The 21829-nt window shown below is 65.2% G+C and carries 17 protein-coding genes; 11 read left to right on the top strand and 6 right to left on the bottom strand.

Going from position 1 to position 21829, the window contains the following annotated elements; translation table 11 throughout:
• Positions 1-129: 129 nt before the first annotated feature.
• The 3 genes from AB8841_RS26525 (at position 130) to AB8841_RS26515 (ending at position 3853) form a co-directional block, all read left to right on the top strand.
• Positions 130-1095, top strand: a complete 966-nt coding sequence (locus AB8841_RS26525) for a TAXI family TRAP transporter solute-binding subunit (protein WP_370438733.1) — start codon at positions 130-132, stop codon at positions 1093-1095.
• Positions 1096-1199: 104 nt separating this feature from the next.
• Positions 1200-3485: a TRAP transporter permease gene (locus AB8841_RS26520; RefSeq protein ID WP_370438732.1), complete on the top strand. Its 2286-nt coding sequence runs from the start codon at positions 1200-1202 to the stop codon at positions 3483-3485.
• Entirely contained in the window at positions 3482-3853 is a 372-nt protein-coding gene (locus tag AB8841_RS26515) for a DUF1850 domain-containing protein (RefSeq protein WP_370438731.1), read from the top strand. The genes AB8841_RS26520 and AB8841_RS26515 overlap by 4 nt, the downstream gene beginning before the upstream one ends.
• On the opposite strand, the gene AB8841_RS26510 is transcribed toward AB8841_RS26515, so the two are convergent.
• Positions 3854-4090: a hypothetical protein gene (locus tag AB8841_RS26510; RefSeq protein ID WP_370438730.1), complete on the bottom strand. Its 237-nt coding sequence runs from the start codon at positions 4088-4090 to the stop codon at positions 3854-3856.
• 95 nt (positions 4091-4185) lie between these two features.
• Between AB8841_RS26510 and AB8841_RS26505 the strand changes: the two genes are divergently transcribed.
• Positions 4186-5781, top strand: coding sequence for a gamma-glutamyltransferase family protein (locus AB8841_RS26505; protein ID WP_370438729.1), 1596 nt, complete (start codon positions 4186-4188; stop codon positions 5779-5781).
• 119 nt (positions 5782-5900) lie between these two features.
• On the opposite strand, the gene AB8841_RS26500 is transcribed toward AB8841_RS26505, so the two are convergent.
• Together AB8841_RS26500 and AB8841_RS26495 are read right to left on the bottom strand one after the other, a co-directional pair.
• On the bottom strand, positions 5901-6914 hold the full coding sequence (locus AB8841_RS26500; RefSeq protein ID WP_370438728.1) for a nickel/cobalt transporter: 1014 nt from the start codon (positions 6912-6914) through the stop codon (positions 5901-5903).
• Entirely contained in the window at positions 6905-7555 is a 651-nt protein-coding gene (locus AB8841_RS26495) for a DUF1007 family protein (RefSeq protein WP_370438727.1), read from the bottom strand. The genes AB8841_RS26500 and AB8841_RS26495 overlap by 10 nt, the downstream gene beginning before the upstream one ends.
• 227 nt (positions 7556-7782) lie before the next feature.
• Here AB8841_RS26495 and AB8841_RS26490 point away from each other — a divergent pair, with 227 nt between their 5' ends.
• Positions 7783-11286, top strand: a complete 3504-nt coding sequence (locus tag AB8841_RS26490) for an indolepyruvate ferredoxin oxidoreductase family protein (protein ID WP_370438726.1) — start codon at positions 7783-7785, stop codon at positions 11284-11286.
• Between the two features lie 151 nt (positions 11287-11437).
• On the opposite strand, the gene AB8841_RS26485 is transcribed toward AB8841_RS26490, so the two are convergent.
• Both AB8841_RS26485 and ung read right to left on the bottom strand, forming a co-directional pair.
• A complete protein-coding gene (locus AB8841_RS26485) occupies positions 11438-12637 on the bottom strand; it encodes an aromatic amino acid transaminase (protein WP_370438725.1) in 1200 nt (399 codons plus the stop codon).
• A gap of 92 nt (positions 12638-12729) precedes the next feature.
• The gene (ung, locus tag AB8841_RS26480) at positions 12730-13437 is read right to left on the bottom strand and encodes a uracil-DNA glycosylase (protein ID WP_370438724.1); all 708 of its coding nucleotides are present in this window, start codon (positions 13435-13437) and stop codon (positions 12730-12732) included.
• 193 nt (positions 13438-13630) lie between these two features.
• Between ung and AB8841_RS26475 the strand changes: the two genes are divergently transcribed.
• The 3 genes from AB8841_RS26475 (at position 13631) to hemH (ending at position 18722) form a co-directional block, all read left to right on the top strand.
• Complete coding sequence (locus AB8841_RS26475) at positions 13631-15145, top strand: bifunctional UDP-sugar hydrolase/5'-nucleotidase (protein WP_370438723.1); 1515 nt, start codon at positions 13631-13633, stop codon at positions 15143-15145.
• 230 nt (positions 15146-15375) lie between these two features.
• Positions 15376-17532 (top strand): HWE histidine kinase domain-containing protein, encoded by a 2157-nt coding sequence (locus AB8841_RS26470; RefSeq protein ID WP_370438722.1) that lies wholly within the window; start codon positions 15376-15378, stop codon positions 17530-17532.
• A 128-nt stretch (positions 17533-17660) separates the two neighbouring features.
• Positions 17661-18722 carry a ferrochelatase gene (gene hemH / locus AB8841_RS26465; RefSeq protein ID WP_370438721.1) on the top strand — a complete coding sequence of 354 codons (1062 nt, stop codon included), beginning with the start codon at positions 17661-17663 and terminating at the stop codon, positions 18720-18722.
• A gap of 14 nt (positions 18723-18736) precedes the next feature.
• On the opposite strand, the gene AB8841_RS26460 is transcribed toward hemH, so the two are convergent.
• Positions 18737-19453, bottom strand: coding sequence for an alanyl-tRNA editing protein (locus AB8841_RS26460; RefSeq protein ID WP_370438720.1), 717 nt, complete (start codon positions 19451-19453; stop codon positions 18737-18739).
• Positions 19454-19702: 249 nt separating this feature from the next.
• On the opposite strand from AB8841_RS26460, the gene AB8841_RS26455 reads away from it, so the two are divergent.
• The 3 genes from AB8841_RS26455 to AB8841_RS26445 are packed head-to-tail and all read left to right on the top strand — an operon-like array spanning position 19703 to position 21812.
• A complete protein-coding gene (locus AB8841_RS26455; protein ID WP_370438719.1) occupies positions 19703-20692 on the top strand; it encodes an SPFH domain-containing protein in 990 nt (329 codons plus the stop codon).
• Positions 20689-21138, top strand: coding sequence for an NfeD family protein (locus AB8841_RS26450; RefSeq protein WP_370438718.1), 450 nt, complete (start codon positions 20689-20691; stop codon positions 21136-21138). The genes AB8841_RS26455 and AB8841_RS26450 overlap by 4 nt, the downstream gene beginning before the upstream one ends.
• A gap of 20 nt (positions 21139-21158) precedes the next feature.
• On the top strand, positions 21159-21812 hold the full coding sequence (locus tag AB8841_RS26445; protein ID WP_370438717.1) for a glutathione S-transferase family protein: 654 nt from the start codon (positions 21159-21161) through the stop codon (positions 21810-21812).
• The last annotated feature ends 17 nt before the right edge of the window (positions 21813-21829 follow it).

Here is a 21829-nt window from a genome sequence, read left to right as displayed (position 1 = left end):
GACGGACACCTACCGACCAAGGTGGCAGGATTAAGTCACTCTTAGCCCCTTGAGAAAACTTCGTCAGTAGCCAAACTACGCGCGCACACAGGCACCGCTACGGCAGGTGCCGCAGATAGGGAGTACGTAATGCATCGAAACGTTATGCGCCGCCTCGTGGGCGCGGCCACCGCCCTGGCTCTCGCCGGAGCGAGCATTCCGGCCCAGGCCCAGGATTTCATCAATATCCTGACGGGCGGCACCTCGGGCGTTTATTACCCGATGGGCGTGGCTCTCTCGAAGGTCTTCACGGAAAAGGTCCCGGGTTCGCGGCCCTCCGTCCAGGCCACCAAGGCTTCGGTGGAAAATCTCACGCTCCTGCAGCAGGGCAAGGGCGAGATCGGCTTCACGCTCGGCGATAGCCTGGCCATGGGCTGGGAGGGCAACGAGGAGGCGGGCTTCAAGAGCAAGCTCGACAAGCTGCGCGGCATTACGGCCATCTACCCGAACTATATCCAGATCGTCGCCACCAAGGATTCCGGCATCAAGTCGCTGGCGGATCTGAAGGGCAAGCGTCTCTCGGTCGGCGCTCCGAAATCCGGCACCGAGCTCAACGCCCGCGCAATTCTCCACGGCGCCGGCCTGTCCTACCAGGATCTCGGCAAGGTCGAGTATCTGCCCTTCGGCGAATCCGTCGAACTCATGAAGAACCGCCAGCTCGACGCCACCCTGCAATCGGCGGGTCTCGGCGTGTCCTCGATCCGCGATCTCGCCACCTCCGTGCCGATCGTTGTCGTGGAGATTCCGGCCGACATCGTGACCAAGGTCGGATCGCCCTACATCAAGACCACGATCCCGGCGAACACCTATGAGGGCCAGACCGCGCCCGTGGAGACGGCGGCCGTCGTGAACTACCTCGTCACCCATTCCGGCGTGAAGGACGAGACCGTCTACCAGATGACCAAGGCGATCTACGAGAGCCTGCCCGAACTCGCCGCCGCTCACGCGGCCGCCAAGGACATCAAGCTCGAAAACGCTCTCTCGGGCATGCCGGTCCCCGTTCATCCGGGCGCACAGCGCTACTTCGACGAGAAGGGCGTAAAGAAGGCGCCCTAGTTCTTTCGACGGATTTACATTCGAGCCGGGGCGGCGCACCTGCCCCGGCTTTCGTATGAGAAGAAGACCAGTCTTTCGAAGAGAGGGCTTTAATGAGCCAAGGCATGAATGCGTCCGAAGTGGCGACACTGGAGCAGCCGTCCGCGCCTGCCAATCCCGAGCATGGCCTGCCGGAGAATTTCGGCGAGGGCATTCCGGGTAAATTCCTTTTCTGGATTGCGGTGGCGTTCTCGGCCTTTCAGGTCGTCACGGCCTTCGGCATCCCTCTCGATCATCCGATCGTCGCAAGCATCACGCCTCTCTATCTCATCGGCGCGGCTTTCGTCGTCTGGGCTGGCTGGCTCATCTTCCAGCGCCTGAACGGCCGCAGCGTGATCGACGGGGCGCTGGCGCTCATCGCGCTAGCCGTCGCCTACGCGCTCATCTTCAAGTTTCCCGGCAGCCTGCCAAGCCAGGTGGTGCGCGCCCTGCACGTGGGCTTTCTTTGCCTCGTTGCGGGCGCAATGCTGGCAAACCACAAGGCGCGCAGCCCGGCCACGCGGGCTCTCGGCTGGATCGTCGGGCTCATCGGCTTTGGCATCGGCGTCTATCACTGGGCGCTTTATGAACAGCTCGTCGTGCGCGCCGGAGAGCTCACGCAGGCCGACCTCGTCGTCGGCATCGCGGCCATCGCTATTCTGTTCTATCTCGTCTGGCGCGTCATGGGGCCGGCGCTTCCCATCGTGGCCGGCATCTTTCTCGCGTATTGTCTGCTCGGCAACTACCTGCCGGCTCCCTTCGACCACCGTGGTTACTCGCTTGAACAGGTGATCGAGCACATGTCCTTCGGCACGGAGGGACTTTATGCGACCCCGACCTTGGTCTCGGCGACCTACATCTTCCTTTTCATCCTGTTCGGCGCCTTCCTCGAACGCGCCGGCATGATCCAGCTCTTCACCGACGTGGCGATGGGGCTGTTCGGCAGCGCCAGGGGCGGGCCCGCGAAGGTGGCCGTGTTCTCCTCCGCCCTCATGGGCACGATCTCAGGCTCGGGCGTGGCCAACGTGGTGTCCACGGGGCAGTTCACCATCCCGCTCATGAAGCGCTTCGGCTATCGGCCCGAATTCGCGGGCGGCGTGGAGGCAACCGCATCCATGGGCGGCCAGATCATGCCCCCGGTCATGGGCGCGGTGGCCTTCATCATGGCCGAGACCATCGACGTGCCTTACGTCGAGATCGTGAAGGCTGCGATCATTCCGGCCCTTCTCTACTACGCCTCCGCATTCCTCGCCGTTCATCTCGAGGCCGGCCGGGCCGGCCTGCTCGGGATCGCAAGATCGGAGTTGCCGAGCGCCGGCCGGGCGCTCAAGGAGAAATGGCACCTCATCCTGCCGCTCGCGGTGCTCGTCTACCTTCTCTTCTCCGGCTACACGCCGCTGTTCGCGGGCTCGATCGGCCTTGCGCTCACGGTGGTGCTGATCCTCGCGGGCGCGCTTGCGCTGGGGCTCGTCAACGAGACGGTGCGCCTTGTGTTCTGGATCGGCCTCGGCCTGATCGCTGCGGCCTTCCTCTGGGCCGGCGTGACGCTCGTTCTTCTGCTCGTCGGCATTCTGGTTCTCGTGAGCCTCTTCGTGCGCGGCGGGCCCGAGACGCTGGCGGCGTGCCGCGATGCGCTGGCGGACGGCGCCCGACAGGCTCTGCCTGTCGGCCTGGCCTGTGCGGTGGTGGGCATCGTGATCGGCACGATGACGCTCACCGGCGTCGGCACGATCTTCGGCAACTGGGTGGTGTCCATCGGACGCGACTCGCTGATCCTCTCGCTGGTGTTGACGATGATCGTGAGCCTCATCCTCGGGATGGGCATTCCGACGATCCCGAACTACATCATCACCTCGTCGCTGGCCGCGCCCGCCCTGCTGACGCTCGGCGTGCCGCTCATCGTCTCGCACATGTTCGTCTTCTATTTCGGCATCATGGCGGACCTGACGCCGCCGGTGGCGCTGGCGGCCTTCGCGGCCGCTCCCATCGCGAAAGCCTCGGGCTTCAAGATCGGTTTCCAGGCTCTGCGGATCGCGCTTCCCGGGTTCATCATCCCTTACATGGCGGTCTATGACCCGACTCTCATGATGCAGCCGGTGGAAGGCCTCTCCGGCGCTGCGTTCTGGGCCAGCGTCGCCTACATGGTCGTGAAGACGGCGGTCGCCGTCCTGCTCTGGGGCGCGGCTTCCGTGGGTTATCTCAATGCGAGGATGCCCTGGTGGGAGCGTCTTGCTGCGGCCATCGCGGCAGCCTTCCTGGTGCTGGCGTTGCCCGTCACGGATGAGGTCGGCTTCATGCTCGCCGCGCTGGTGCTTGGCTTCCATTTCTGGCGCGCGCGCCGGACGCCTGCGGCCGCGGTCGCCCGTTCATGATCTGCCTCGTCGCAGGCAAGGTCGTCGCGCCCCTGATGGCGGGCGCGATGACCCTTGCCTGGACGCATTCGGTCGAGAAGATCGTCTGGGAGGAGGATTGGCGCGCAACCCCCGCGGGGCTCGAACTCGTGGAAGCGCGGATCAGGGGCTCAGGCGCCGGAATGGAGCCGCCGCCGGAGGCGCGGCTCGTCAATGGCGCCTGGGTCTGGAAGCCGGACGTGCCGCCTCAGCGCGAGGTGATCATGCGCCGCTCGGGCGCCACGGCGGATTGGAGGATCTGCATCGAGGGGCAATGCCGCCCGATGGAAGCCTATGTGCCGCCGGAGGCCGACCCCGTCGCGATGAGGGTCTGTGACGGCCGTCCCTGATCACTCGGCCAGGGGTTCGACCGCGACGCAGCGCTGCCAGAGATTGACCAGGAAATAGACGGCGAGCAGGCTGAAGAGGCCCATCAGCACATAGCCCACGATATGGCCGAGCTCGAACAGGCCCGCGATGGCCCAGCCGGCCGAGATGGCCACGCCGAAGACCTCCGCACCGACCAGGACCATGATGCTGGTGATGGTGATGAGGTTGCGCCAGTTGGTGCTTTTCGCCTGAGCCACGGTTCCAGTCTCCATTCTCTCTCGGAAGGGACTACCCTAAACGCCCCCTCCGGTGCAAGGTTCGCCTGACATTCCATCTGAGCGCCTTATCCTTCATGCCCGAGACCCCTGTTTTCTCAACCGCCGCCGTCGCCGCTCCCCATCAGCTCGCCGCCGAGACCGGCCAGACGATCCTGGCCGCCGGCGGCAACGCCGTGGAGGCCATGGTGGCCATGGCCGCGACCATCGCGGTCGTCTATCCACACATGAACGGCTTGGGGGGCGACGGCTTCTGGCTGGTGCGGGAGCCGAAAGGGCGGGTCCATGCCCTCGACGCCTCGGGACCGGCCGGGTCGCTCGCCACCATCAAGCGCTACCGGGACAAGGGCTACGACCGCGTCCCGCCGCGCGGGCCCGATGCGGCACTCACGGTAGCGGGCGCCGTCAGCGGCTGGGGCCTCGCGCTGGAGCTCGCGAAGGCGCTCGGCGGGCAATTGCCGCGCGACATGCTTCTCGCCGATGCCGTCCGCCTCGCCCGCGAGGGCTATGGGATCGCCGTCGCCGAGGGGCGCAATCGCATGTTGGAGGAGGCAGCGCTCTTCTCGGCGCCCGGCTTTGCCGAGGCCTTTCTCGAGGACGGCAAGCTGCCGCCCGCGGGCGCGATCCGGCGCTCTCCGAGGCTCGCCGATACGCTCGAACAGCTCGCCCATGCGGGCCTGGCCGATTTCTATCGCGGCGACGTAGGGCGGGAGATCGCGGCGGACCTGGAGCGCATCGGCAGCCCGATTATTCGCAAGGACATGGAGGCCTATCAGGCCCGGGTGGTGAAGCCGCTCTCGGTCGCGCTGGAGCATTCGACCGTCTACAACATGCCGCCGCCGAGCCAAGGGATCGCTGCGCTTCTCATGCTCGGCCTGTTCTCCCGGCTCGCCGTGAAGCACGGCGAAACGCCGGAGCATCACCACGGCCTGATCGAGGCGGCCAAGCGCGCCTTCGCCATCCGCGACAGGGTCGTCACCGACCCGCGCGAACTCACCCTCGATCCTGCCTCCTTCCTCACGTCCGCCTCGTTCGAGAAGGAGGCGGCGCTGATCGAGGCGCGTCGCGCTGCTCCCACGCCGGTGCGCCCGGCGGAGGGCGACACGGTGTGGATGGGCTGTATCGACAAGGACGGATTAGCGGTGTCCTATATCCAGTCCGTCTACTGGGCCTTCGGCTCCGGCTGCGTGCTGCCGTCGACCGGCATTCACTGGCATAACCGGGGCTTGGGCTTCTCGCTCGATCCAAACAGCCGGAACCCCATGGAGCCGGGGAGAAAGCCCTTCCACACGCTCAGCCCGGGGCTGGCGGTGTTCAATGACGGGCGCGTCCTGTCCTACGGAACGATGGGGGGCGAGGGGCAGCCGCAGATCCTGGGGCAGATCTTCACGCGCTATGCCGATTTCGGCATGGGTCTCGCCGATGCCGTCGACGCGCCGCGCTGGCTCCTCGGCAAGACCTGGCAGGCGCCGTCCTCGACCCTCAAAGTGGAGGACCGGTTCGATCCGAGCCTCCTGCGCGCGCTCTCGAGCTACGGCCATCCGGTTGAGGAGCTGGGCCGATCCTATGCGGACGCCATGGGGCATGCGGGCATGCTCGTGAGGCATCCCCGCAACGGGCGCGTCGAGGCCGTGCACGATCCGCGTGCGGATGGCGGTGCACTGGGGCTTTGATCGGCTCCATCATCGGATGTGAAATCGAATCTACATCCGGTCCAGCAAGTTAATGGTCTTGAGCATCTTTTCACGCAAGACCGGTTCCCACTTTTGCGTTCGATGCTCCAGGTCCCGAATCAGCCCAGGAGGCCCGCCAGCAGGCTCGCACCCAGGACAAGGACGAAGGCGGCGGCGATGAGCTCGAGGCCGGCGACAGCGACGGCGCCCCCGGCTCCCCGTCCACCCGCCATTCTCAAGGCCAGGGCCTTGGCGAAGACGGCCATGGCCGCGATGGCGCTGGTGGTCAGCGCGGTCCCGAGAGCCATCGCGAAGGTGGCGGCAATGCCCGCGGCGAAAAGGCCCTGCGCCAGGGAGAAGACGAGCACGATCAGCGCTCCCGCGCAGGGACGGATGCCGGCGGCAAGCGCCACGCCCGCCATGTCGCGCCAGCGGGTGAGGCGGCTGAGCTCCTCGGGCGGCGGCATGTGGACATGATCGCAGCAATCCTCCTGCGCCGAGGCGAGAGGATTGCGCGCGAGCGCCATGACGCCCAGGAGCTTGCCGCTCTTGCGCCAGGTGACCGCGAGGCCCAGCAGGGCGACCGCGATGAAGCTCAAAAGCTCTACGTTCATGGCGAGCCGGTTCATGGTGGCGGCCGTGGCGTGCAGAACGAGATTCACCGTTCCCACGATGAGAATGGCGACCGTGGCCTGCACGAAGGCGGCCGCGAAGCTCAAGGCGAAGCCTTTGCGGAGCGCCTTTTCGTCGGCCACCAGATAGGCCGAGATCACGCTCTTTCCGTGCCCCGGCCCCGCCGCATGGAAGACCCCATAGGCGAAGCCGACGGCAAGCAGCGACCCGAGCGCCGCGCCGCTCTCCTTCATGGCGCGCACGCTCGCCTGGAGGCTGGCATAGAAACCGGATTGGACGGACAGGAGCCAGGCCCCGAGATGGCCCGAGGGGGCTGCCTCCCGAATGCCCATGCCGAAGGGACTGCGGGGAGGTGGAGCGCCGACGGGGCCGATCCAGAGCGCGAGCAGCCCCATGCCGGCCGCCACGACGGCAACCGCCGCGACCGCCAGGACAAGCCTCTGCCAGAATGGCGCCGGGCCGGCGGAGGAGGAGTCGAGCGGAGCGGACGTCACGGACATGCGATGATCGCCTTGTTCGAATATTCCACGCCGAAATTCGCGCCCGGTGGCGCCGCCTGGACCGCGCCCTCGTCCTGGAGGATCTTCAGCATGGCGGCGTCGAGCGGCTTGGCCTTGGCGATATTCGTCACGCAGCCCTGCGGCGCATTGGCCAGGGTCACGGAAGTTTGATCGGCGAGGCTGAAATAGACGAAGAAGGTCGGGTCGTCGATCTCCATGGCCAGGGCGCCGGTCACGGCGGTCGGAGCCTTCAGGGGCAGCAGGAAGTCCATGGTGACCTGCTGGCCGTCCATGGTCATCCGGGCCTCCTGCGGATCGCCGAAGGCCTGCGGTTTTCCATGCACCTTGAGGGTGGTGAAGTAATCGAATTCCGAGAGGCCGCCTGCGTTTTCGTCCGCCAGGTCCTGCAGTTCCTCCGATGTCAGCTTGCCGTCGCCGTCCCTGTCGAGCCCTTGGGTGACATAGGCGGTATAGGCCTCGTCGAAGGTCCATCGATGGCGGATGCCCGTCACCTTGCCGTCGGGGGCGAACACCACCTGGGCCCTTGCGGTGATCCACACATGAGGGTGTGCGAAGGCCGGCATGCTGAGCCCCGTCGACAGGAGAGCGAGGCAGAGGACGGGACCAAGGCGGATTCTCATGCGTTGCCTTCCAGTGCGACGCTTCCAGGACTTCTGGAGGCGAAACCGGGATCTAGACGCTTTAAGGTTAATGGAGGCGAAACGAAGGCTTCGGGCGGGACCTGCTCGCGGGAGCTGCTCGATTGACGGACTTCGGCAGTTATGTCAGCATTGCTGACGTAAATCATAAAACCAAGAAGAACCGGGCGAACCGGCGTGCGGGGCAGAGGGCTCCAAGGAGGTACGGCATGGCCGAAGGTCATGTGGCGCTTCGTAGCGTTGCGCTGGACGACAAGTACGATCTCACCAAGGATCACGTGTTCATCACGGGCACGCAGGCCGTCATCCGCATGCTGCTGATGCAGCGCGAGCGGGACAGGCTCGCGGGTCTCGACACGGCCGGCTTCGTCTCCGGTTATCGCGGCTCGCCCATCGGCGGCCTGGACCAGAACCTCTGGCGGGCCAGGAAATGGCTCGAAGCCTCCAATATCGTCTTTCAGCCCGGCCTCAACGAGGAGCTCGCGGCCACCGCTATCTGGGGCTCCCAACAGGCCGAGATTCGAGGCGACGGCAAATACGATGGCGTCTTCGGCCTCTGGTACGGCAAAGGCCCCGGCGTCGACCGCTCCGGCGACGTGTTCCGCCACGCCAACATGGCAGGCTCGTCAAGGCACGGCGGCGTCCTTGCCCTGATGGGCGACGACCACACGGCGGAATCCTCCACCGTCGCGCACCAATCCGAGTTCCATTTCGTCGACGTGATGGTCCCGATCCTGAACCCGGCAGGCGTTCAGGAGATTCTCGATTACGGCCTCTACGGCTACGCCATGAGCCGCTTTTGCGGCACCTGGGTGGCCTTCAAATGCGTGAAGGACAACATCGAGTCGACCGCCTCCGTGGACGGCTCGCTCGACCGCGTGAAGATCGTCCTGCCCGACGATTTCACCATGCCGCCCGGCGGGCTCAACATCCGCGCCCGGGACGGCGTGCTCGACCAGGAGGCGCGCCTCCAGGATTTCAAGCGCGATGCCATGCTGGCCTTCGTGCGCGCCAACAACCTCAACCGCATCGTTCTCTCCGGCGGCCGTCAGCCGAAGATCGGCGTGATCACCGTCGGCAAGTCCTATCTGGACGTGCGCCAGGCGCTGGACGAACTCGGCCTCGACGAGGTGAAGGCGAACGACATGGGGCTTCGCCTCTACAAGGTGGCCTGCCCCTGGCCGCTCTCTCAAGCCGAGCTCCTGGAATTCGCACGGGGCCTCGACAAGGTCATCGTGGTCGAGGAGAAGCGCTCGCTCATCGAGGTGCAGCTGCGCGAGGAACTCTACGGCACCGCCAACCAGCCGCTCTGCATCGGCAAGAAGGACGAGGCGGGCAACTGGCTCTTCCCGGTCAAGGGCGCGCTCGATCCGCACGACATCGCCATCGTCATCGGCGAGCGGCTGCTCGCCTATCACAACAACGACGATCTGCGCGGCCGCGTGGCGCGGCTTCGCCATGCGCAGGAAGTGCTGAAGGTCACGAGCGACGTGGCGACCCGCGTGCCGCATTTCTGCTCAGGCTGCCCGCACAACACCTCGACCAAGGTGCCCGAGGGCATGCGGGCCTATGCGGGCATCGGCTGCCACTACATGGTGCAGTGGATGGACCGTTCGACCGACGGCTTCACCCAGATGGGCGGCGAGGGCGCGAACTGGATCGGCGAGGCGCCGTTCTCCAACCGCGGACACGTGTTCCAGAACCTCGGCGACGGCACCTACAACCATTCCGGCATCCTCGCCCTGCGCTGGTCGATCCATACCGGGACCACCGTTACCTACAAGATCCTCTTCAACGATGCCGTCGCGATGACGGGCGGCCAGAAGCACGAGGGCGGGCTCACCGTCGACATGATCGCCCGCCAAGTACGGGAAGAGGGCGTGGAGCGCATCGCCCTCGTCACCGACGAGCCGCACAAATATCCGAAATCGATCCGCTGGCCTGACCGGATGACGATCCATCATCGCGACGAGCTCGATGCCGTGCAGCGCGAGCTGGCGCAGGTTTCCGGCGTCAGCGTGATGATCTACGATCAGACCTGCGCTTCCGAGAAGCGGCGGCGCCGCAAGCGCGGCGAGTTCCCGGATCCGGACAAGCGCGTGATCATCAACGACCTTGTCTGCGAGGCTTGCGGCGATTGCTCCGTGCAGTCGAACTGCGTCGCCGTGCAGCCGGTGGAAACCGAGTTCGGCCGCAAGCGCCAGATCGATCAGTCGAACTGCAACAAGGATTTTTCCTGCGTGAAGGGCTTCTGCCCGTCCTTCGTGACGGTGCACGGCGCCAAGGTGAAGAAGGCCGTGCCGGAGACCGTCGCCACGGAGGGAAGGACTTTCCGTCCGCTGCCGGATCCGGTGCTTCCTGCCATCGACCGCACCTTCAACGTCATCGTGACGGGCGTGGGCGGGACTGGCGTCGTCACCATCGGGGCGATCCTCGGCATGGCGGCGCATCTCGAAGGCAAGGGACTCGGCATGATCGACATGGCGGGCCTCGCGCAGAAGGGCGGCGCGGTCTACAGCCACGTGCGCCTCGCCAACCGCCAGGACGACATCCATGCGATCCGCGTGAGCGCGGAATCGGCCGATCTCGTTCTCGGCTGCGATCTCGTGGTGACGGGAACGAAGAAGGTGCTCGCTTCCGTGAAGCAGGGACGGACCGCGCTCGTGGTGAATACCGCCGAGGTGATGCCGGGCGAGTTCACGCGCAATGCCGACTTTTCCCTCCCGACCGAGCGCCTGAAGCGCGCCATCAAGGGTGCAGCGGGAGACGACGGCGTCGCCCTGGTGGATGCGACGGCGATCGCCACCGCTCTTCTGGGGAATTCGATCGCGGCCAACATGTTCATGCTGGGCTACGCCTATCAGGCCGGGCGGGTGCCGCTCCATGCCGAAGCGATCGAGAAGGCAATCGAACTCAACGGCGAAGCGGTGACGATGAATCTCTCCGCCTTCACCTGGGGTCGCCGCGCGGCCGCGGAGCCGGAGCTCATCGCGACCATGATGAGCGAGCTGAAGGCCCCTGGCGACGAGCTGACGATGTCCGACACGCTCGACGAGGTGATCGACCGGCGCGCCGCATTCCTGACCGCGTATCAGAGCAAACGTTACGCCAGACGTTATCGCATGCAGGTCGAGCGCGTGCGCGAGGCCGAAGCCAGGGCCGTGCCGGGTTCGACCGCGCTGACCGACACGGTGGCGCGCTCACTCTTCAAGCTCATGGCCTACAAGGACGAATACGAAGTAGCGCGCCTCTACACGGACGGTCATTTCGAGCGGCAGGTGGCCTCCACCTTCGAGGGCGAGGACATGGTTTACGAGTTCCACATGGCCCCACCGTTCGTCGCCCGGAGGGATCCCGCGACCGGCGTTCCGAAGAAGATGAGCTTCGGTCCCTGGATGATGAAGGCCATGCGTGTTCTGGCGAAGTTCAAGCACTTTCGCGGCACGCCGCTCGACCTGTTCGGCTACACGCACGAGCGGCGCACCGAGCGTGAGCTGATCCGGGAATTCATCGGGCGGATCGACGAGATCGCATCAAGGCTCAACCCACAGAACCACGCCATCGCGGTCGGGCTTGCCGCCGTTCCGCAGAAGATCCGCGGCTTCGGGCACGTCAAGGAGCGGAACCTCAAAACCGCCAAGGCGGAAGAAGCCGACCTCCTGGCGAAGTTCCGAGCCGAGCCGCGACAGCCCATGCCGGTGGCGGCGGAATGAGACCCTGCACGCGTCACCCCGGGGTCGCGCAGCGGAGCCTTTAATCATAACCGCTAACAGCTCAGACCAAGGCTGGGAGAGGCGGGTGCGTCTCTCCCAGCCTTGTCGGCGTTTACGGATCCGCGCCTTCGCCGCGATGACGGCGTCCTGATCAGCCCTGGCTGACGTCCACGAAGCTTTGCGCGACCTTCGGCACGTTTTCCTCGTTGAGGCCCGCCACGCACATGCGACCCGATCCGACGAGATAGACGCCGTCCTTCTCGCGCATGGCGCGAACCTGCTGCTCGCTCAGGCCGGTGAAGCTGAACATGCCCCGCTGGTTCAGCAGGAAACTCACGTCCACCTCGTTCGACAGCGCGCGGATCTGCCCGGCGAGGAGCTTTCGCATGGAATCCATGCGAGTGCGCATCTCGTCGACTTCGCCGATCCATTGCGTGCGCAGCTCATCGCTGCCGAGCACGGTGGCTACGAGCAGGCCGCCCGTCATCGGCGGGCTCGAATAGCTGCGGCGCACCGCGAGTTTGAGCTGTCCCAGGACGCGCTCGGCCTCGTCCGCATCGCGGCACACGATGCTCAGGCCGCCGCAGCGCTCCCCATAGAGCGAGAAGTTCTTCGAGAAGGAATTCGCCACGAGGCAGCTCGCGCGCTCGGCATAGCGGCGCACGAAACCGGCATCCGCCTCGACGCTGGTGCCGAAGCCCTGATAGGCCATGTCGAACACCGCAATATGCCCCTTGGCGACGAGCACGTCGGTCACGGCGGCCTGCTGCTCTTCGCTCAGGTCGACGCCGGTCGGGTTGTGGCAGACGGGCTGGAGCACCACGATGGAGCCGGAATCGGCGCCTTCCAGCGCCTTGATCATGCCGTCGAAATCGACGGACCGGCGGGCGCGATCCCAATAGGGATAGGTCGTGGTCTTGAAGCCGGCCCGCTGGAACAGGCCATGATGGTTCTCCCAGGTCGGATCGCTGACGAGAACGGTGCGGTCCGGCGTATGCTTCGCGAGGAAGTCGGCCGCGATGCCGACCGCACCGGTGCCGCCGATGGTCTGGATCGTCGCGACGCGCTTGTCCTTGAGCGCCGGATGGGCGGCGCCGAAGACCAGCTTCTGCACGCCGTCGCGGTACCCGGGATGACCGTCCATGGGAAGGTAGGGACGCTCGGCGAAGCCAATGCGCTCATAGGCCGATCTGACGGAGCCGAGGACGGGAATGCGGCCCTTCTCGTCCGTATAGACACCGATGCTGAGATTGACCTTCTCGTTGCGGGGATCAGCCTTGAAGCTGTCGTTGAGGGACAGGATCGGATCGCCCGCAAAGGGCTCGACATGTCCAAACAGGGATTGCGTCATGCTGATCTCCAGATATCGCGGTCGCTTTGCGCGAGAGACGTACTCCCCGGCACGGCCCTCGACAAGTTTCTTCCGAGATTCTTCATCGAGGCTCAGGGGTCGAGCCGCCAGTCGATGGGGGTGAGGCCCTTCTCGGCCAGCCAGGCATTGGCGCGGCTGAAGGGGCGCGTGCCTTTGAAGTCGTTGAGGCGGTTGAGGGGTGAGGGGTGCCCAGCCTCGACCACGAGATGCCGGGCGCGGTCGACGAGGGCCGCCCGCTTGCGGGCCGGCCCGCCCCAGAGCAGGAAGACGACCGCAGGCTGCCGCGCCGAGATGGCCACGATGGCCTGATCGACCAGGTCCGACCAGCCGAATTTCATATGAGCCCCGGATTTCCCGGCCTCCACCGTGAGCGCCGTGTTGATGAGCAGCACACCCTGCTTCGCCCATTTCGTCAGGTCGCCCGATTTTGGGGCAGGCACGTCGAGATCCGCGGCCATTTCGGCAAGGATCGTGCGCAGGGATGCAGGCAGGCGCCGTGCCCCGCGATAGGAGAAGGCGAGGCCATGGGAGTCGCCCGGGGTAGGATAGGGGTCCTGGCCGAGGATCACGACCTTGACCGAGTCGAGCGGAGTCAGCGTCAGGCTCGTGAAGACAGCCTCGGGCGGCGGAAGCACATGGCCTCCATCGGCGATCACCGTATCCACCTTCGCAGCCACCCGGTCGGCGGCGCCGTCTCGGAAGAAGGGGAGTGTAAGCCAGGATGCGACCTGCTTGTTGCGACAGAATTCCGCAAGGGCATTGCTGATGGGACCGGTCATGGAAAACCTTGCCTGGAGGGGGGAGAGCGATCTCGCTTTATCTGGAGGGATCTCTAGCCGACCCTGCCGAAAATGGCAGCACCCCGTGCCGGCCTCCTGGGCGTGGGGACATCGACAGAGTGTTACTTCTGTGACACGTTTCCTGTCTAGGCTCCCGGCCGCTTGCCCCGGGCGCCGCCCGACATGAGGACCCATGATGATGTTGACGAGCCACCCCTCCGCTGCGCTGCGCGCCGGTTTCCTGGGATTGTCCCTGCTGCTCTCCGGCACCGCCCTGGCGCAGGAAGCCGTGACACTCCGTTTTGTCCAGACCAACGACATCGACCGCATGAGCGCAGAAAAGGGACGTGGCGGCTTCGCCAAGCTGGCAACGGTGATCAAGGAGGAGAAGGCGAAGGGCAATGCCTTCTTCGTCCACGCGGGCGATACCCTTTCGCCGTCGCTTCTGTCGGGCTTCGACAAGGGCGCGCACATCATCGATATCCTCAACCACATGGGCGTGGACGCGATGGTGCCGGGCAACCATGAATTCGACCTCGGCCCGGAGGCTTTCCGGGCCCGCATGGCAGAGGCCAAGTTCGACGTCCTGGCGACGAACATCATCGACGGCAATGGCCTGCCGGCCAACACCAAGCCCGACAAGATGGTCGATGTCCAGGGGATCAAGGTCGGCTTCTTCGGCCTTACCACCGAGGAGACGCCCATCGCCTCGAGCCCCGGCGACATCAAGTTCGCGTCCACCATCGACACGGCGCGCGCCAAGGCCAAGGAGCTGCGCGAGAAGGGTGCCGACATCATCGTCGCCGTCGCCCACACGCCTCTGGAAGTGGACATGATCGTCGCCCGCTCCGCTGGCGTCGACGTGATCATCAGCGGCCACGACGAGCACCTTCTGGCCTTCTATGACGGCAAGGTGGTTCTCTCGGAATCCGAATCGCAGGGCAATTACATCAACGTGATCGAGCTCGCCGTCACCAAGGCGACGAAGGACGGCAAGACCAGCGTCGCCTGGACGCCCAAATTCCGCATCGTCGATAGCGCCGACGTGAAGCCCGATCCGGAGATCGAGGCGGTGGTGAAGGGCTATGAGGACAAGCTCTCCAAGGAGCTGGACGTGGAGGTCGGCATGACCGAGACGCCTCTCGACAGCCGCCGCGCGACCGTCCGCGGCGGCGAGGCGGCCATGGGCAACCTGATCGCCGATGCGCTCAGGGCCTCCGTCGGCGCAGACGTGGCCATCACCAATGGCGGCGGCATCCGTGCGGACAAGCAATATACGGCGGGCCAGAAGCTGACCCGGCGCGACATCTTGGCCGAGATGCCCTTCGGCAACACCACCGTGCTGATCGAGGTGAAGGGCGAACAGATCAAGGCGGCGCTGGAGAACGGCGTCAGCCAGGTGCGCGAGCTCGGCGGCCGTTTCCCACAGGTTTCCGGCATCGTGGCCGAGGTCGATCTGAAGGAACCGGTCGGCAGCCGCGTAAAGTCGGTGAAGATCAACGGCGAGCCGCTCGATCCTGCCAGGACCTACAAGCTCGCTACCAACGACTTCATGGCCCGCGGCGGCGACGGCTACCGGGCGTTCATCGACGCCAAGTCGCTGATCGACGTTTCGGCCAGCCAGCTCATGGCGAGCCAGGTGATCGACTATGTGGCCAAGGCCGGGAAGGTCGCTCCCAAGGTCGAGGGACGCGTCGTCCTGCGCTGATTTTCCCTCGCCGATTTCGCGCCGGGGCTCGGTCCAAGCCCCGGCGTTTCTTTTTCAAGGGGGAGAGGTCTATAATTTATCTCTCCATCTCTCGCCGATGCTGTGCCATGTTTGCCCGCCTGACGCGAATCGCAGCACTAACACGACCTGTTTCATTGCAGTTTCCACCGCGCCCAGAGCATCCAAGCCTATCGGTCAAGCGCCGCCGCCAGCGGCTGGCACGGGGACGCTTGACCTTGATCATGGGCTTTTTCGGGGTTGCCTTCATCCTCCTCACCTTCGGCTACATCGCCTGGGAACAGCGTAACCGGCTGATCCAGCGCAACGAGGAGGACATCACCAGCAATGCCTATTTTCTGGCCGATCATACGGCCCGTCTTCTCGAAGTCACCGATCTGACTCTCAGGCAGCTGGCAGCGCAGTTCGGAGGAGCCGACTGGGATCAGGTCGCGGATTCCCGAGCCGATTGGCAGCATCTCAGGACCGTCAAGGAGTCGCTTCCATACTTCGATAACCTCTGGCTCCACGATTCCACGGGGCGTCTGCGGCTGACGACTGCCGAGTTTCCGGCGCCGTCCTCCGACGTGTCGAGCCGGGACGCATTTCGGGCTCACGTCCAGGCGGACCAGGGGCTTTACGTCGGCGAGCCGATCATCGGGAAGGTCACGCGGCAGCCGACTTTCATGATCAGCCGTCGTCTCAGCGGCCCGGATAATTCATTCCGCGGCATCGTCTCGGCCACGGTGGCCTTGACCTATTTCGAGACGTACTGGGGCAAGCTCCGCCTTCCGAAAGGCAATCGCGTGACATTGTTGCGTGCAGCGGACGGCGAGGTCATCGCCCAGCTGCCGTTACCCGCCGACGGACTGTCCTTCGCGCCCATCGACAAGGCCGCTCTCGACCGGGCGATCGAGCATAACCGCGGCTCCGGAATCTATGCCTTTCGCAGCGACGGCGAGGAGCGGACGGGAGCTTATCGCCGTATCGGCGAGCTGCCGCTCTATATCAATGTCAGCATTCCCAACGATGCCTATTGGGGGCCGTGGACCGTCCAGATGAAGCTCTACGGCGCCTTCGCGCTGATCGCTCTTCTTGCTCTGGCCGCGCTCACGTCCCTCGCGTCCCAGCAGTTCCGGGAGCAGGCAGCCAACGAGGCGTTGCTTCAGAAAGAAGTCGCACTTCGCACCAGCGAATTGCAGGCGGAGACGGCCGCGCTGGAGGTGCTGAACCGAACGGGCAGGGCGCTTGCGGCCGAGCTCGACGTGGATCGGTTGATCGAGAACGTGGTCGAAGCGGCGGTGCTTCTCACCGGGGCGCAGGCCGGCGCCTACTTCTCCAACGCGGACGATCTCTCGGGAGCCGATGCGCGCAGGGAGGAATATGGGCTCTATACCTCGGGCGGGGCACGTACGGCCTTTGCGACACTGCCCAGCGACAAGATCTGCGGAACCGTTTTCGAGCAGGGCCGGGTCATCCGGTTCGACGATGTCGCCGAGCATCCGGAGTTCAGGCCGTCGAGCGACGCGGCCGATACGCAGGATGGCGCCAGAGTGCGCAGCGTCATGGCGGTCCCGGTTTCGTCGCGAAACGGACAGATCCAGGGATTGCTGCTGTTCGCGCACGAGCGTGCGGGAGCGTTCACCGAGCGCGCCGAGCGCCTCGTGACGGGTCTTGCCGCGCAAGCGGCCATCGCTCTCGAGAACGGTCGCCTCTACAGCGAGGCGCAGCACGAGATCGAGGAGCGCAGGCAGGCGCAGAACCAGCAATCCTTCCTGATCCGCGAGCTGCACCACCGGGTCAAGAACACGCTGGCAACCGTGCAGGCCGTCGTGGGTGCGACGGCGCGCTCGACATCGAGCATCGACGATTTCTACAAGGCCTTCGTGGGACGCATCGTCTCGCTCGCCAACACGCATTCCCTGCTGACCGAGGCCTTGTGGCAGACCGCGCCTTTGCGCGAGATCCTCGAGAAGGAGCTCAAGCCCTACAACGATGCGAGGGGGGAGCGGATCGTCCTCGAGGGGCCGGCCGTCGAGCTGCCCTCCGAGATCGCGGTTCCCATCGGCATGGCCGTCCACGAGCTGACGACGAATGCCGCGAAATATGGCGCTCTCTCCGTCCGCAACGGCAAAGTTGCGGTCTCCTGGGACGTGCATGGAGAGGGCGAGGAGAAGCGGCTGACCATGACTTGGCAGGAGCGCGGCGGCCCTTACGTCTCCCAGCCCGAGCGCCAGGGCTTCGGCTCGCGCCTGCTGCATCGCGTTCTGACGACGCAGCTCAACGCCCAGGTCGATGTCGAGTATCATCCGACCGGGTTGCGCGTTGCCATCGATGCGCCGCTCAAGGCCACGGCCAATCTCAGTCCGCCGATCTCGGCCAAGGCCTGACCCACATCAAGGCCTGGCCCACGTCAAAGTGAAACAGAACACATTGGCGTAACGGGGAGAAAGCCACTATCTAGGGCCCATTCGGAGCGCGGTCCTCCCCGGACCCTGTTGCCAAAGGGCTTTGATCGATGAACGAACGTGTAAGCATGACCGAAACCGGCCCGGGCGCATGCCCTGTGGACCACCCGCCCGTGAAGGCGGGGCGGATCGGCGTGCTTCTGATGAATCTCGGAACGCCGGAAGGCACCACCTACTGGCCCATGCGGCGCTACCTGAAGGAGTTCCTGTCCGACCGCCGCGTGATCGAGACGCCGCGGCTCCTCTGGTGGCCGATCCTCAATCTGATCATTCTCACCAAGCGCCCGGGCCCCAAGGGCCGCGATTACGCCTCCATCTGGAACAACGAGCTGGACGAGGGCCCGCTCAAGACGATCACGCGCAACCAGGCCGAGAAGGTGACGGAGCATCTGAAGAGCATCGCAGGAGACAGGGTCACCGTCGACTGGGCGATGCGGTACGGCAAGCCCGAAGTGCGCGAGCGCATCCAGGCGCTGCTCGATCAGGGATGCGACCGCATCCTGCTCGTTCCGCTCTATCCGCAATATGCGGCGGCGACGTCCGCGACGGCCTGCGATCACGCCTTCCGGGCTCTGATGGACATGCGCTGGCAACCGACGGTCCGCGTTTCGCCGCCTTATCACGACGATCCGGTCTATATCGAATCCGTCATCGCTTCGATGAAGCAGGAGCTCGCCAAGCTCACCTTCGAGCCGGAGGTGATCCTCGTCTCGTTCCATGGGGTGCCGAAGGAGTATCTGCTCAAGGGCGATCCCTATCATTGCCAGTGCGTGAAGACCTGGCGCCTGATGCGCGAGGCCTTCGGCTGGCCGGCGGACAGGTTCCGGATGAGCTTCCAGTCCCGGTTCGGTAAGGCGGAATGGCTTCAGCCCTACACGGACAAGACCGTGGAGGCGCTGGCGAAGAGCGGCGTCAAGCGCATGGCCATTGTGGCGCCCGGCTTCTCCGCCGACTGCCTCGAAACGCTGGAGGAGCTCGACGGGGAGAACCGCGAGATCTTCATGCACAACGGCGGTGAGGAATTCGCCTATCTGCCCTGCCTCAACGACGGCCCTGACGGCATGCGCGTGATCAACCACATCGTGGAGCGCGAGCTGCAGGGGTGGATCTGAAGGGGTGGATCTGATCAATCGGCGAAGCCGACGCGAATGCGCCGGTTTTGCCTGCCTTTATTGTCGACCTTGAGAATGCGCACAGGGCGCGCCTGCCCCGTCGAGGACAGGTGCGTTCCGCCGCAGGCCTGACGGTCGAGGCCCGCGATCTCGACGATGCGTACCGATCCATCCTCCTGCGGCGGAGGCGAGACGGATTTGCTGCGAAACAGGCCGGGCTCGGCCTCGGCTGCGACCCACTGCATAGAGAAGGAGCGGATGGCGAGGTCCTGGCGGATCACGTCGTTGATGGGGCCGTCCAGGGCCCGCAGCCTGTCGGGATCGGCTCCCGGCAGGTCGAAATCCACCCGGAAGGTTCCATCCGCGGAGAGCTGCGCGCCTGTCAGCAGCGCACCGCCGAAATCCCTGTAGACGAGACTGTTGAGGACATGCGCCAGGGTGTGCAGCTCGCACATGAGCCGGCGGAAGCGCGGCTCGACCTGGACCCGCACGGAGCCGTCGATCGTCACGGGTGCCGCAAGGATATGCCAGAAGCCTCTGGCATCGGGTTCGAGGCGTTCGACCGGGATCACGCCGCCAGACCATTGGATCGCTCCCCTGTCCGCGAGCTGCCCGCCTCCACCCGGAAAGAAGGGCGATTGCGCCAACAGGACCGCGCCGGGCCGCGCGTCGAGCACGGGAGCGTCGATTTCGAGCCGATCCGGATGATCCTGGCTGAAATAGCGTGGCATGGCGGGCCTCGTACAATGAGGAGCAAGAATAGCAGCTCGGCTCGAAGCCTCCAGTATGTCACGCATGAAAAGGCCCGAGTTTTCACGAACGTGGCCCTTCGGGTCCGCTCGAACGATGCGCTGTTCCATAGAGGGGGCATCGGATGCAATCCCGGAAGTGGAATCCACTTCCCGCGTCCGATGCTCTAGGAACTTCTGCTTCCATCGGATAGCCTGCCTCTGCTGCAACGGCGTTGCTTTGGGGGATCCATGCTGCTCGGTGGTTTCGACATCTTCGTCATCGTTCTGGTGCTCGTCGTCGTGGTGACGATCGCCATGGGCGTGAGGACGGTACCGCAAGGGTATGCCTATACGGTGGAGCGGTTCGGACGCTACTCGCGCACGCTCACCCCGGGTCTTGCCCTGATCGTTCCCTATATCGAGCAGGTAGGTAAGAAGGTGAACGTCATGGAGCGGGTGCTCGACGTTCCGAGCCAGGAGGCCTTCACGCGCGACAATGCGGGCGTTACCATCGATGCAGTGGCGTTCTTCCAGGTCCTCGATGCAGCGCGCGCTTCCTACGAGGTGGCCGATCTTCACCAGGCGCTCATGGTGCTGACCACGACCAACATCCGCACGGTCGTGGGCTCCATGGATCTCGATCAGCTTCTGTCTCACCGTGACGAAATCAACGAGCGGCTGCTGCGCGTCGTCGATGCGGCGGCTTCTCCCTGGGGCGCGAAGGTCACCCGCGTCGAGATCCGCGACATCGTCCCGCCTGCAGACGTCGCCGGGGCCATGGCCCGGCAGATGAAAGCCGAGCGCGAGAAGCGCGCCGCCGTGCTCGAGGCCGAAGGCATGCGTCAGTCGGAAATTCTAAGAGCCGAGGGCGAGAAGCAGGCGCTGATCCTCTCGGCGGAAGGGCGCAAGGAGGCGGCGTTTCGCGACGCGGAAGCGCGCGAGCGCCTTGCCGAAGCCGAGGCCAAGGCGACCGGCATGGTCAGCGACGCGATCACGCGCGGCGATCTCGCAGCAGCCAATTTCATCGTGGCGGAAAAGTACATCGATGCCATCCGCAGCATCGCCACGGCTCCCAACCAGAAGGTCGTGATCGTGCCCATCGAAGCGGCAGGCCTTGCCGGCACGCTCGGAGGTATCGCGGAGCTCACCCGATCCGTCTTCGGCGGGGATGGCAGTACGGCAGCCTCGAAGTCCGCGCGAAGCGTGCCCGCGGTGGCGAAGGGATCGGAGCGCTCATGATCCGGGATGCCCTCGTCGGTCTCGGCGCCTGGAACTGGATCGTCCTCGGCCTCGTGCTGATCGGTGTGGAATTGCTGGCGCCCGGCATCTTCTTTCTCTGGCTGGGGCTCGCCGCGCTTGCGACGGGCCTGCTCGATGCGGCGCTCGATCTCACCTGGCAGGCGGCCGCTCTCGTCTTTGCCCTGCTTGCCGTGGCGGCGGTGATCACGGGACGGCTCGTGACGCGCCCGAAAGTGCTGCCCGAGCAGGGCGAGCCATACCTCAATCAGCGCGGCCAAGCCCTCGTGGGGCGCGTATTCACGCTCGAAACGCCGATTACGGGCGGGGAAGGGCGCATCCGTGTCGATGACAGCTCGTGGCGAGTCACGGGCACCGACCGTCTGAAAGGCGCAAGGGTCCGCGTCGTGCGCGTGGAGGGCTCGACGCTCATCGTAGACGATCCATGACCAATGGGAGCCGAATACACATGACCTTGACGTTGTATGCGCATCCGTTCTCGTCCTATTGCCAGAAGGTTCTGACTGCGCTCTACGAGAACGACCTTCCCTTCGAATACCGCATGCTCGACAACGAAGCGACGCATGCGGAACTGGCATCGCTTTGGCCGATCAGGCGGTTTCCGGTTCTCGTCGACGGTGAGCGCACGGTGGTCGAGGCGACCATCATCATCGAGCATCTCGGCCTTTTCCACCCCGGACCCGTGGCGCTCGTTCCCGCAGATCCGCGCATGGCCCTCGACGTGCGGACGATGGACCGCTTCTTCGATCATTACGTCATGACGCCGATGCAGAAGATCGTGCTGGATCGTCTGCGCCCGGAGACGGACCGCGATCCCTATGGCGTCGCCGAGGCCAGGCGAATGCTCGATACGGCTTATGCATGGCTCGATCGCGCGATGGCCGGGCGCGAATGGGCGGCCGGGCAGGCGTTCAGCATGGCTGATTGCGCTGCCGCTCCATCGCTGTTCTATGCCGATTGGGCGCACCCGATCGGGGCGGAGCATGCCGGTGTCCGCGCCTACCGCGAACGCCTTCTCGCGCGGCCGTCCTTCGCCCGGGCCGTCGACGAGGCCAGGCCCTTCCGTCCGTTCTTTCCACTCGGAGCCCCGGATCGCGACTGACCGAACGAGAGGCTCGA

The organism is Microvirga sp. TS319, from assembly GCF_041276405.1.
Lineage (GTDB): Bacteria > Pseudomonadota > Alphaproteobacteria > Rhizobiales > Beijerinckiaceae > Microvirga.
The sequence above is the reverse complement of the archived record's forward strand: the minus strand, read 5'-3'. Positions and strand labels throughout refer to the sequence as shown.

Bases quoted from the DNA above. Each gene is read 5' to 3' on its own strand.
- AB8841_RS26525 (WP_370438733.1), top strand. From the start codon at position 130: ATGCATCGAAACGTTATGCGCCGCCTCGTGGGCGCGGCCACCGCCCTG.
- AB8841_RS26495 (WP_370438727.1), bottom strand. From the start codon at position 7,555: ATGAGAATCCGCCTTGGTCCCGTCCTCTGCCTCGCTCTCCTGTCGACG.
- AB8841_RS26485 (WP_370438725.1), bottom strand. From the start codon at position 12,637: ATGACGCAATCCCTGTTTGGACATGTCGAGCCCTTTGCGGGCGATCCG.
- AB8841_RS26475 (WP_370438723.1), top strand. From the start codon at position 13,631: ATGATGATGTTGACGAGCCACCCCTCCGCTGCGCTGCGCGCCGGTTTC.
- AB8841_RS26505 (WP_370438729.1), top strand. From the start codon at position 4,186: ATGCCCGAGACCCCTGTTTTCTCAACCGCCGCCGTCGCCGCTCCCCAT.
- AB8841_RS26450 (WP_370438718.1), top strand. From the start codon at position 20,689: ATGATCCGGGATGCCCTCGTCGGTCTCGGCGCCTGGAACTGGATCGTC.
- AB8841_RS26455 (WP_370438719.1), top strand. From the start codon at position 19,703: ATGCTGCTCGGTGGTTTCGACATCTTCGTCATCGTTCTGGTGCTCGTC.
- hemH (WP_370438721.1), top strand. From the start codon at position 17,661: ATGAACGAACGTGTAAGCATGACCGAAACCGGCCCGGGCGCATGCCCT.
- ung (WP_370438724.1), bottom strand. From the start codon at position 13,437: ATGACCGGTCCCATCAGCAATGCCCTTGCGGAATTCTGTCGCAACAAG.
- AB8841_RS26445 (WP_370438717.1), top strand. From the start codon at position 21,159: ATGACCTTGACGTTGTATGCGCATCCGTTCTCGTCCTATTGCCAGAAG.
- AB8841_RS26515 (WP_370438731.1), top strand. From the start codon at position 3,482: ATGATCTGCCTCGTCGCAGGCAAGGTCGTCGCGCCCCTGATGGCGGGC.
- AB8841_RS26490 (WP_370438726.1), top strand. From the start codon at position 7,783: ATGGCCGAAGGTCATGTGGCGCTTCGTAGCGTTGCGCTGGACGACAAG.
- AB8841_RS26500 (WP_370438728.1), bottom strand. From the start codon at position 6,914: ATGTCCGTGACGTCCGCTCCGCTCGACTCCTCCTCCGCCGGCCCGGCG.
- AB8841_RS26460 (WP_370438720.1), bottom strand. From the start codon at position 19,453: ATGCCACGCTATTTCAGCCAGGATCATCCGGATCGGCTCGAAATCGAC.
- AB8841_RS26520 (WP_370438732.1), top strand. From the start codon at position 1,200: ATGAATGCGTCCGAAGTGGCGACACTGGAGCAGCCGTCCGCGCCTGCC.